General features: G+C 73.9%; 7 protein-coding genes and 2 pseudogenes. 4 read left to right on the plus strand and 5 right to left on the minus strand.

Annotated features, from left to right (window positions below; all coding sequences use genetic code 11):
• Positions 1-176 precede the first annotated feature (176 nt).
• Complete coding sequence (locus tag ACFRQN_RS37705) at positions 177-1,175, plus strand: helix-turn-helix domain-containing protein (RefSeq protein ID WP_049650834.1); 999 nt, start codon at positions 177-179, stop codon at positions 1,173-1,175.
• Positions 1,176-1,302: 127 nt separating this feature from the next.
• Positions 1,303-1,767 (plus strand): hypothetical protein, encoded by a 465-nt coding sequence (locus ACFRQN_RS37710; RefSeq protein ID WP_380745089.1) that lies wholly within the window; start codon positions 1,303-1,305, stop codon positions 1,765-1,767.
• Between the two features lie 62 nt (positions 1,768-1,829).
• Here the strand turns inward: ACFRQN_RS37710 and ACFRQN_RS37715 are convergent, their stop codons facing one another.
• The 5 genes and pseudogenes from ACFRQN_RS37715 to ACFRQN_RS37735 all read right to left on the minus strand — a co-directional run bounded on the left by ACFRQN_RS37715 (position 1,830) and on the right by ACFRQN_RS37735 (position 6,283).
• Positions 1,830-2,726, minus strand: a complete 897-nt coding sequence (locus tag ACFRQN_RS37715; RefSeq protein ID WP_380745091.1) for an aminoglycoside phosphotransferase family protein — start codon at positions 2,724-2,726, stop codon at positions 1,830-1,832.
• 80 nt (positions 2,727-2,806) lie between these two features.
• Positions 2,807-3,472: an HAD family hydrolase gene (locus ACFRQN_RS37720; protein WP_380745093.1), complete on the minus strand. Its 666-nt coding sequence runs from the start codon at positions 3,470-3,472 to the stop codon at positions 2,807-2,809.
• A gap of 76 nt (positions 3,473-3,548) precedes the next feature.
• A pseudogene (locus ACFRQN_RS37725) lies at positions 3,549-4,274 on the minus strand (putative Ig domain-containing protein); the annotation flags it as partial.
• 204 nt (positions 4,275-4,478) lie between these two features.
• Positions 4,479-5,165 (minus strand): annotated as a pseudogene (locus ACFRQN_RS37730) (serine protease); the annotation flags it as partial.
• A 149-nt stretch (positions 5,166-5,314) separates the two neighbouring features.
• The gene (locus ACFRQN_RS37735; RefSeq protein ID WP_380745095.1) at positions 5,315-6,283 is read right to left on the minus strand and encodes a hypothetical protein; all 969 of its coding nucleotides are present in this window, start codon (positions 6,281-6,283) and stop codon (positions 5,315-5,317) included.
• Between the two features lie 154 nt (positions 6,284-6,437).
• Here ACFRQN_RS37735 and ACFRQN_RS37740 point away from each other — a divergent pair, with 154 nt between their 5' ends.
• Both ACFRQN_RS37740 and ACFRQN_RS37745 read left to right on the plus strand, forming a co-directional pair.
• The gene (locus ACFRQN_RS37740) at positions 6,438-7,559 is read left to right on the plus strand and encodes an esterase family protein (RefSeq protein WP_074001025.1); all 1,122 of its coding nucleotides are present in this window, start codon (positions 6,438-6,440) and stop codon (positions 7,557-7,559) included.
• A gap of 71 nt (positions 7,560-7,630) precedes the next feature.
• Positions 7,631-10,054 (plus strand): glycosyltransferase family 39 protein, encoded by a 2,424-nt coding sequence (locus tag ACFRQN_RS37745; RefSeq protein WP_380745097.1) that lies wholly within the window; start codon positions 7,631-7,633, stop codon positions 10,052-10,054.
• Positions 10,055-10,196: the final 142 nt, after the last annotated feature.

Here is a 10,196-nt window from a genome sequence, read left to right on the forward strand (position 1 = left end):
GCCCCGGCCAAGCTTGGCCGGGGCCGCCCGAAGAGAGCACCGCTTCCGGCCGAAGCCGTCCGGCGCGGGCCTCGCCCGAGGGCGGCCCCGCCAGCCGCTCCCCTCCTTCCCCGGGCCGGATCCGTCGGCGGTGTGAGAATGCCGGGACGGGGAAGGCGAGCCAGGGGAGGGCGAGCATGCTGACCGAGTCGGTGTACCGGACCGAGGACGTGGAACCGCGGGACCGCTTCGAGTACTGGCAGCAGCAACTCGTCCGGCTGATCGCGCCGTTCGACGTCCGCACCGAGCACAGGGCCGACTTCCGGTCCGAGGTGCACATCCTGCCGCTCGGCGACGTGGCGCTCTGGACGATGGAGCACCCGCCGCTCGCCGCGAGGCGGTCACCACGCCTGATCCGCTCGTCCACCGACCCCGAGCTGTACCTGTTCTCGCTCCCGTTCGGCGACTCCGCCACCGCGGTCCGCTCCGACGGCCTCGGCGCCTACCGCCCGCACGACGTGGTCCTGCAGGACAGCGCCCGGCCCCTCCTCCTCCAGGCGAGCACCGACGATCCGCGCCAGCGGGTCCGCGGGGGCTGGCTGACCGTGCCCCGGCAGGCGCTGCCGCTGTCGCCGGACCGGATCGGCACGCTCACGGCCCGCCGGATGCCCGGGGGCACGGGCGTGGGCGCCCTGCTCGTCCAACTGCTCGCCGGCATCGCCGCCGACCCCGGCGCCTACCGCGCCGGCGACGCACCCCGGCTGGGCACCGTCGCCCTCGACCTGGTGTCGGCACTGCTCGCCCACCACCTCGACGCCGAGGACGCCGTACCGCCGGAGAGCCGGCGCCGGGCGCTGGTCCAGCGGATCCGGGCCTTCATCCGCGCCCATCTGCACGAGCCGGACCTCGACCCCGGCGCCGTCGCCGCCGCGCACCACATCTCGGTCAGCTACCTGCACCGCCTCTTCGAGGGCGAGGAGGAGACCGTCGCCGCCTGGATCCGCCACCAGCGCCTCGAACGGGCCCGCCGCGACCTCGCCGACCCGGCCCTGGCCGCCACCCCCGTCCACGTCATCGCGGCCCGCTGCGGGTTCCCCCGCGCCGCCGACTTCAGCCGCGCCTTCCGCGGCGCGTACGGGCTGCCGCCCCGCGACTTCCGGCACGGCGCCGCCGCGACGGCCGCGGGTGGACGCTGAGCGAAGCGGACGTGGACCGGCTGCTAACGACAACCCCCCTGGGGCCTCGGCAAGCTGATGCTGTGTCCACCGCGGGGGATCAGGTGGTGGACGCGAACACACCGACACCCTCGAAGGGGGACCATCCATGTCCAGCAACGGACTCCGCAGGAACCCGCGCTCCGCCGCCGTCATCGGCCTCGCCGCCCTGGCGCTCGGGCTCACCGTCCTCGGCGGCGGTCAGGCCGTCGCCGCGCCGCAGGACGACCCGCGTACGATCGGGACGCCCGTCACCATGTCGGAGTCCGCGATCACGGCGGCCAGCCTGCCGTGCATCACCAGCCCCGGGGTCACGACCTGCTTCGACAAGGCCGGCGACAAGGTGCTCGTGCTCGACACCGCAAAGGACGGCTTCTCCGCCGTCGGCCGGTGGAGCACCGACTACGGCCGCACCGGCGCGTGCCGCAACGCCCTCGGCGTCGGCCAGTGGGCGGAGTGCAACTACGACATGCGCGAGACGGGGCACATCCAGCTGAACAACGCCCTCTACGACGGCGACACCGGGCTGTTGGTGCTGACCGACACGTACTCGGGCTGGCTGTCGATCGGCTGACCTGCCGACGACCCGGCCCGCTCCCCGCCCGTCGTCTCGCGGGCGGGGAGCGGCCCGTACGCCTACGCGTGGTCGGCCAGCACCTCGGCGATGACGTGGCGGGCGATGGCGGTCATCCGCGGGTCGCTGTCCCGGTAGTAGGAGACTTCCATCAGCGCGACGGACAGGGCCCAGCCGCGGGCGCGGTCCCAGGCCGCGTCGTCGGGGGCCGCGGCCTCGCGGAACGTCTCACGGGCGGCGGCGGGCAGGACGTACCAGGCGGGGATCAGGTCGACGGCCGGTTCGCCGAGGCCCGCGCAGCCGAAGTCGATGACGGCGCTCAGCCGGCCGTCCGGGGACACCAGCAGGTTGCCGGGCTGGAGGTCCCCGTGGAGCCAGACCGGCGGGCCGTCGGGAGCCGGGGCGGCCAGGGCCCGCTCCCAGGCGGCGGTCGCGGCGGGGGCGTCGACGAGGTCCGCCACGGCCGCGATCGAGGTCCTGGTCCTGGCGTCCCGCGAGGCCAGCGACTCGCTGCGGTAGGCGGCGGGGGCGCCGGCCGGGTCGATCCCGCGCATCGCGGTCACGAAGTCCGCCAAGTCCCGCGCCAGCGCCCCGGGTTCGGCGATCCGGCCGGGCACCGGTGTGGTGCCGTCGAGCCAGCGCAGCACCGACCAGGGCCAGGGGCAGCCGTCGACCGGTCCGCCCACGGCCAGCGGGACCGGTACCGGGACCGGCAGCCGCGGGGCCAGTCGCCGTAGCCAGACGTCCTCCTTGGCGATCTCCTCGACCACCCCGGGGATCCGCGGGACGCGCACCACCAGCTCCGCCCCGAGCCGGTACATCGCGTTGCTGGTCCCGGCCGGTTCCACCGGCTCGACCGGCAGACCGGCCCACTGCGGGAAGCACTCGGCGACCATCCGGCGCACCAGCGCCTCGTCGATGTCCAGTTCGTCGGCGTGCAACTTGTGGGAGGTGGCCATAGCGACCGACCCTGCCAGCCACGGGCCGCGCCGGGCAACCGATTTGCCGCCGGACCGACGGCCGCCCGCCGGGCGAGCCGCTAGCCCTGGCGGACCGCGCCCGCCGCGATCAGGGCGGGCAGCTCGCGCATGTCGTCGAAGACCACGGTGCCCGGCCCGGCCAGCCGTTCCGCGGCGGTGACGCCGCCCGCGTAGCCGAGTGCGCGCATCCCGGCGGCGCGGGCGGCCTCGACGCCGGGGCGGCTGTCCTCGACCACCACGCAGGCGGCCGGGTCGACGCCCATCGAGCGGGCGGCGTGCAGGAAGAGGTCCGGTGCGGGCTTGCCGCGCTCGACCTCGGTGGCGCTGAAGATCCGCCCGGCGAAGTGGTCGTGGAGGCCGGTCCGGCCCAGGGTGTGGCGCATCTTCTCGTGGGTGCCGCTGGAGGCCACGCAGGTGGGCAGGGTGATCGCGGCCAGCGCCTCCGGCAGGCCGTCCACGGGGGTCAGTCCGGCGTCCACCGCCCCGGCGTGCAGTTCGACGAAGCGCTTGCTCCACACCGTCGCCGTCTCGCCGCCGAGCCGTTCGGTGACCGTGGCCCGGTTGGCCGCCTCGGACCGTCCGACGAAGAGCTCGATCGCCTCCGCCTCGGTCAGCGGCCAGCCGTACTCCTCGCCGAGCCGCACCAGCACCCGGACGGCGATCACCTCGCTGTCCACCAGGACGCCGTCGCAGTCGAAAATCACCAGCTCAATCGGCTTGATCATCCCACCAGCATAGGCCGGTGCCCGTGCCCGGGGGCCGGTGGCCGTCGAACTGGCCACCGGCGCCCGGGCGTTGACCTCAGCTGGTCTGGATGGAGGTGTCGTCGATCACGAAGCTGGTCTGGAGCGAGGCGTCCTCGGTCCCGGCGAACTTCACGGTGACGGACTGGCCCGCGTAGGCCGACAGGTCGAAGGTGCGCTGCTGGTAGCCGGCCGCGGCGTCCACGTTGGAGTAGGTCTTCAGCGCGGTGCCGTTCACCGAGACGGTCAGCTTGTCGTACGCGGTGGTGCCCGACTCGGCGGTGTCGATGTGCAGCCAGAAGCTCAGCGTCGCCTTGCAGCCGGCCGGGATGCTCACCGTCTGCGACAGCGAGTCCGAGTGGGTGGAGCCGTAGCCGTTCAGCCACGCCTTCCAGGAGCCGCTGTGGGCCGCCTGCGAGGCGCTGCTGTCCACCACGCCGCTCGACGTCGTCCACGGCGTGGCCGTGCCCGACTCGAAGCCCTCGTTGCCCAGCAGCTGGGCCGGGGTGCAGCCGCCGCCACCGGTGGAGACGGCCCAGGTGAAGCTGGTGGAGGCCGACTTGCCGGCGGCGTCCGTCACGATGACGGTGACGGTGGAGCTGCCCGCCGTGGAGACGGTGCCCGTGATCGCGCCGGTGGAGGAGTTGATCGACAGCCCGGCGGGCAGGCCGCTCGCGGCGTAGGACAGCGGGGCGGTGCCACCGGAGGCGTTGATCTGGAGGTTGACCGCGCCGCCGACGGCGGTGGACTGGTTGCCCGGGTTGGTCACCGAGACGGCGCTGCCGGCCGGCTTGGTGAGCAGGCAGCCGGCCACGTTGAGGTCGATGGCCCGGGTGGAGGAGTTCAGGCAGGTGGTGAACCAGTACGTCTCCTCACCGTAGCTCTGGCCCTTGTAGGCCTTGGTGGTGCCGTCGGCGGCCACCTCGCACGGGTTGTTGAGGGTGCACATGCCGCCGTCGTCGTTGCCGGTGTTGTTGATGCCGACGATCCGCCCGCTGGCGGAGTCGACGATCGGCGAGCCGGAGGTGCCGTGCGTGGTGTTGCAGCCGGAGCTGTAGCGCAGCGAGTCGTGCCAGGTCCAGGCGTCCTCGCGCAGGGTCGGCACGAAGCCGTTGACGGAGCAGTTCCAGACCTGCTTCCAGTACGACGAGGGTATGTACATCGACGCGCCGTCGGTCGGGTGGGCGTCGCTGATCGTCAGCGCGGTGGCGCCGTACTTGGAGCTGATCGACCCGTAGGTGTCGGTGAGTTGGTAGAGGGCGACGTCGGTGCCGGTCATGGTCGCGTAGAGCAGCTTGTCGGCCTGGACGGTGCCCAGGCTGTTGCCCCCGCCGTCCAGCAGGGTGCCGCTGCGGCTGGCGGTGGTGTTCTGGATGACCTGGCCGGCCGAGGGCATGGTCGGCAGGCAGTGTCCGTTGGTGAGCATCAGCGCCCGGTCGCCGGCCGCCGAGGTGGGGTAACGGACCAGCGAGGCCGAGCAGTTGCTCAGGGCGATGGTGGACGTCAGGTCGGCCGCCTGGACGGCGTGCGCGGGGGCGGCGGCGAAGGCCAGCCCGCCCGCGACGACGGCACTCGTACCGGCCACCGCGACAAGTCTCTTGAACATGGCTCTCCTTGTGGGGGATCGCGGGGTGTACGACTGGTCGCCGACGCCCGCGCCGCATGAAAGTGCCATGGCCACTTCAAGAGGTCAAGGAGTGTGACCGAACTCGCCACTGCCCGGCACGGGCCGTGCCATCCGACGGCAACGACCCGTCCCGGTATGCCCGTTACGGGCCGGGGCAGTGGATACGGCTGCGGCTGCGGTCGCGGTCGCGGTTGCGGCTACGGCTGCGGGAAGGCGTTCGGGTCCACGTCGTTGGTCTTGGCGTTGCCGTCGGCCACCGGCTGGAGGGTGATCTCCCAGGAGGTCGCGGTCCGGCCGGTCTCGAACGGGAAGGTGTCCTCGAACTTGGTGAACTGGCAGTTCTGGGTGAAGCCCTTGGCGTCGGAGTCCCAGTCCGCGCCGCCGGAGACGTAGACCTCGTACGTCCCGTCCTCCACGCCGTCGACACTGGCGTGCTGCCCCTTGCCGACGAACACCGAGTGCACGGCCTTGCCGTTCAGCGCGAGCGACACCACGGCGTCCACCTTGCCGCCGTTCTCGACCTTGAACACGCCCTCGCCGCGCAGCTTCCCCTTGCGGACCATGGTGCCGTTGTCCAGCGCGCGGGACTGCTGCTGGGGCAGCGGCGGGACGGCGAAGGTGGTCTGGTAGCCGGCCGCGGTCATCGTGACGAGGGCCGCCGACACCGCCGCCAGCCCCTGGGAGGCGCCCAGTTCGGCCTCGGCCGAGCTCAGCGCGCAGACGTCGTGGAACTTGATGTCGCTGCGGACCTTGCCGGCGTCGGTGGCGAGCGAGGTCAGCGCCGCCACCAGTTCCTTCCGCGCCGCCGTCACCGCGGGCGGCTCGTCCGCCACGCTCAGGGACTTGGCGGCGCCCTGCGCGCTGGCGACGATGCCGCCGAGCACGGTGTCGAGGTCGCCCAGGTCCTTGGCGCCGGCCACCTGGGCGAGCGCGACCGTGACCGGGTCGACGCTCGCGCTGAGCACCGGGCCGTACGGCGCCCGGGTCGGGGTCGGCGTCGGCGTCGCGGTCGGCTTCGCCGAGACCCCCGTCCCCGCCGCCCCGGGCGCGGACGAGCCACCCGCCGAACCACCACCCCCGCCACCGGAGCAGGCCGCCAGCACCAGCGCCGTGCCGACGGCCAGACCGGCCTTCCCCACGAACCTCTCGGACCCCGTGAACCTCATGCCCCACCCCCGGGTAGCCGGACCGCGCGCACACCGCGCAGCCGTGCGGTCACACATGGTCCCGAGCACGAACGACCCCGTCAACCCATTACCCGGCGGTCACCTCCGAGGGGCCCTCCGAGGCCGTCTCCGGAGGTCAACTACGATCGGGCCCGTGCTCAGTCTCACCGGACTCCCCCTCCAGATCATCGCCTCGCTCCTCGCGATCGCCGTCTTCGCCGCCACCATGTGGCTCTGGCCGCGGTTCGGCGGGAAGGGCTGGAAGGCGTGGCTGGGCCGGCTCGGGGCGTTCCTGGCCACCCAGGTGTCGGTGCTGGCCGCGATGGGCCTGATCGCCAACAGCTACTTCGGCTTCTACAGCTCCTGGACGGACCTGCTCGGCACCAGCGGCGGGCTCGGCACGGTGGTCGACCACCAGCCCAACGCGTCCGGGGTGGCCGTCACCGGCGAGCAGAAGTTCTACTCCGCGCAGGGCTCGGACCCGGAGCGCTCCGGCCTGATCCAGAAGGTCGACGTCAAAGGAGCCGGCAGCGGCCTGACCACCGAGGCGTACGTCTACCTGCCGCCGCAGTACTTCCAGCCGGACTACGCCAAGCAGCGCTTCCCGATGGCCCTGGTGCTCACCGGCTACCCGGGCACCCCGGAGAAGCTGATCTCGCTGATGCAGTACCCGGCGTCCACGCTGAACGCGATCGAGCAGAAGAAGCTGCCGCCGACCGTCCTGGTGATGACCCGGCCCACCCTGGTCGGCGACCGGGACACCGAGTGCGTGGACGTGCCGAACGGCCCCCAGGTGGAGACCTTCTTCACCAGCGACCTGCCCAAGGCCCTCGCCACCACCTACCGGATCGGCACCGACCCGGCCAGCCGGGCGGTGATCGGCAACTCCACCGGCGGCTACTGCGCGCTCAAGTTCGCGCTGCGCAAGCCCGACGCCTACCGCTCGGCGGTCGCGCTCTCCGGCTACTACGACGCGGCCCACGACGCGACCACCGGCGACCTGTTCGGCGGCAACGACCGGCTGAAGCAGGAGAACGACCTGCTGTGGCGGCTGAAGAACCAGCCGCCCGCCCCGGTCAACCTGCTGCTGACCACCGCGTACGACGAGAACAACTACGACGAGACCAAGGCCATGATCGCGGCCTTCAAGGCCCCCACCACGATGTCCTCCATCACCCTGGACACCGCCGGCCACAACTTCCACACCTGGACGCGGGAGATCCCCCCGGCCCTGGAGTGGCTGGGCAAGCACCTCGCCGTACCGCCATCCGCCTGACGTTCCAGATCACACGCGCCTCACACTCCCGTCTCACGGTTCTCTCAGGCACGCCACCGACGGTATGGCGCATGACCACGAGCAGCTACTCCCCTCCGGCCGGCGAACCGTGGCCCGAGGCCGCGCACTACCCGCCGCCGGAGGTGCCGCGGCCGGACCCGGTCCGGCCGGACCCGGCGCCGCTCTTCCCCGAACAGCCCCTGCCGCCCGCCGGCCCCAAGGGGTTCGCCACCTGGCCCGACCGGCTGCGCACCCTCCCCGCCCGCACCTGGCGCGGGCGCGCTGACGACCCTCGCTGGGTGCGCCCGGCCCTGCTGGCGCTGCTGGCCGCGACCGCCGTCCTCTACCTGTGGGGCCTGAGCGCCTCCGGCTGGGCCAACTCCTTCTACTCGGCCGCCGTGCAGGCCGGCTCGCAGAGCTGGAAGGCCTTCTTCTTCGGCTCCTCGGACGCGGCGAACTTCATCACCGTCGACAAGCCCCCGGCCTCGCTGTGGCCGATGGCGCTCTCGGCGCGGATCTTCGGCCTCTCCTCCTGGTCGGTGCTGGCCCCGCAGGCGCTGATGGGCGCGGCCACCGTCGGCGTACTGTACGCGACGGTGCGCCGGCGCTTCTCCCCGCTCGGCGGCCTGCTGGCGGGCGCCGCGCTGGCGCTCACCCCGGTCGCGGCGCTGATGTTCCGCTTCAACAACCCGGACGCGCTGCTGGTGCTGCTGCTGACGCTGGCCGCGTACGGGATGGTCCGGGCCGTCGAGGCGGCGGGCACCCGGTGGCTGGTGTTCACCGGGGTGATGTTCGGCCTCGCCTTCCTCACCAAGACCCTGGCGGCCTTCCTGGTGCTGCCCGCCTTCGCGGTGATCTACCTGGTGGTGGCGCCCACCGGCCTCTGGCGGCGGGTGCGGCAGACCCTGCTCGCGGGCGTGGCACTGCTGGTCTCGGGCGGCTGGTGGGTGGCGGTCGTCGAGCTGATGCCCGCCTCGGCCCGCCCGTACATCGGCGGCTCGCAGGACAACAGCTTCCTCTCGCTCACCTTCGGCTACAACGGCCTCGGCCGGGTCGACGGCAACGAGCGCGGCAGCGTGGGCGGCGGCGCCCGGATGCCGGCCGGGGTCGACCTGCCGGGCGGCGCGGCTCCCGGCGGCGGCCGCGGCTGGGGCCAGACCGGCCTGACCCGGATGTTCGGCACCGACATCGGCGGGCAGATCGCCTGGCTGCTGCCGGCCGCGCTGATCCTGCTGCTGGCCGGCCTCTGGGCGACCCGCCGCTACGGCCGCACCGACACCGCCCGCGCGGCCTTCCTGGTCTGGGGCGGCTGGCTGCTCTCCACCGCGCTGGTCTTCAGCTTCATGTCCGGGATCTTCCACCAGTACTACACGGTGGCGCTGGCCCCGGCCGTCGCGGCGCTGGTCGGCATGGGCGTGGACGGGCTGTGGCGGGCCCGGCACCGGGTGCCCTGGGCGCTGGTGCTGGCCGGGACGCTCGCGGTGACGGCGGTCTGGGCGTTCGTGCTGCTCGGCCGCAGCTCCGGCTTCCTGCCGTGGCTGCGCTGGGCGGTGCTGGTGGGCGGACTGCTCGCGGCGGCCGCGCTGGCGGCCGGGCCGTTCGTCGGACGGGTCTCCGGCCGGGCCGGCGCGCGGATCGCCTCGGTGGCGGGCCTGGTGGGCCTGGCGGCGGCGCTCGGCGGTCCGGCCGCGTACGCGGTGGACACCGTGGACTCCCCGCACACCGGCTCGATCGTGACCGCCGGGCCGGGCGTGAAGGGCGGGTCCGGGCCGGGCGGCATGGGGCACCGGGGCGGCAAGGGCTTCCCGGGCGGCACCGGCAACGGCAACGGGCACTGGTTCGGCCAGGGCGGCCCGGGTGCTCCGGGTGGCCAGGGGGGCTTCGCGGGCGGTCAGGGCGGTCAGCAGGGCTTCGCGCCCGGGCAGGGCTTCCCGGGCGGCGGCACCGGCAACGGCGGCGACCGCGCCAACGGCCGCCACGAGCGCGGCACCGGCGGCGGCACCGGCCTCCCCGGCACCCAGGACCCCGAGGGCACCGGCACCGGCACGGGCGGCACGAACAGCCCCGGCGGCACGGCCGGCGGCCCGCCCCCCGGCGGCATGGGCGGCCTGCTCGACGGCCCCAAGGTGACCGACGAGGTCGCCGCCATGCTCAAGGAGAACGCCGACCACTACACCTGGGCGGCCGCCGCGATCGGCTCGCAGACCGCGGCCGGCTACCAACTCGCCACCGGCGAACCGGTGATGGCCCTCGGCGGCTTCAACGGCACCGACCCCTCGCTGACCCTGGCCGGCTTCCAGAAGTACGTCCAGGAGGGCAAGGTGCACTGGTTCATCGGCGCGGGCGGCTCCCGCCGCGGCTTCGGCGGCGGCGCGGGCGGCGAGGGCGGGCAGCAGAGCGAGTCCGCCCAGATCGAGTCCTGGGTGACCGCCCACTTCACCGCGAAGACCATCGGCTCGACCACCTTCTACGACCTGACGGCCCCCACCTCCTGACCGGGGGTCCGCGACCCCGGAGGGGGGGGGGCGGGGGCGCACCGGGCGCCCCCCCCCCGCCCGGCCCCCGGGGGCCCCCCCCCCCCCCCCCCCCGCCCCCCCCCCCCCCAGGGCCCCCCCCCCCCCGGGCCCCCCCCCCCCG

It is taken from the genome of Kitasatospora sp. NPDC056800, from assembly GCF_042789775.1.
Lineage (GTDB): Bacteria > Actinomycetota > Actinomycetes > Streptomycetales > Streptomycetaceae > Kitasatospora.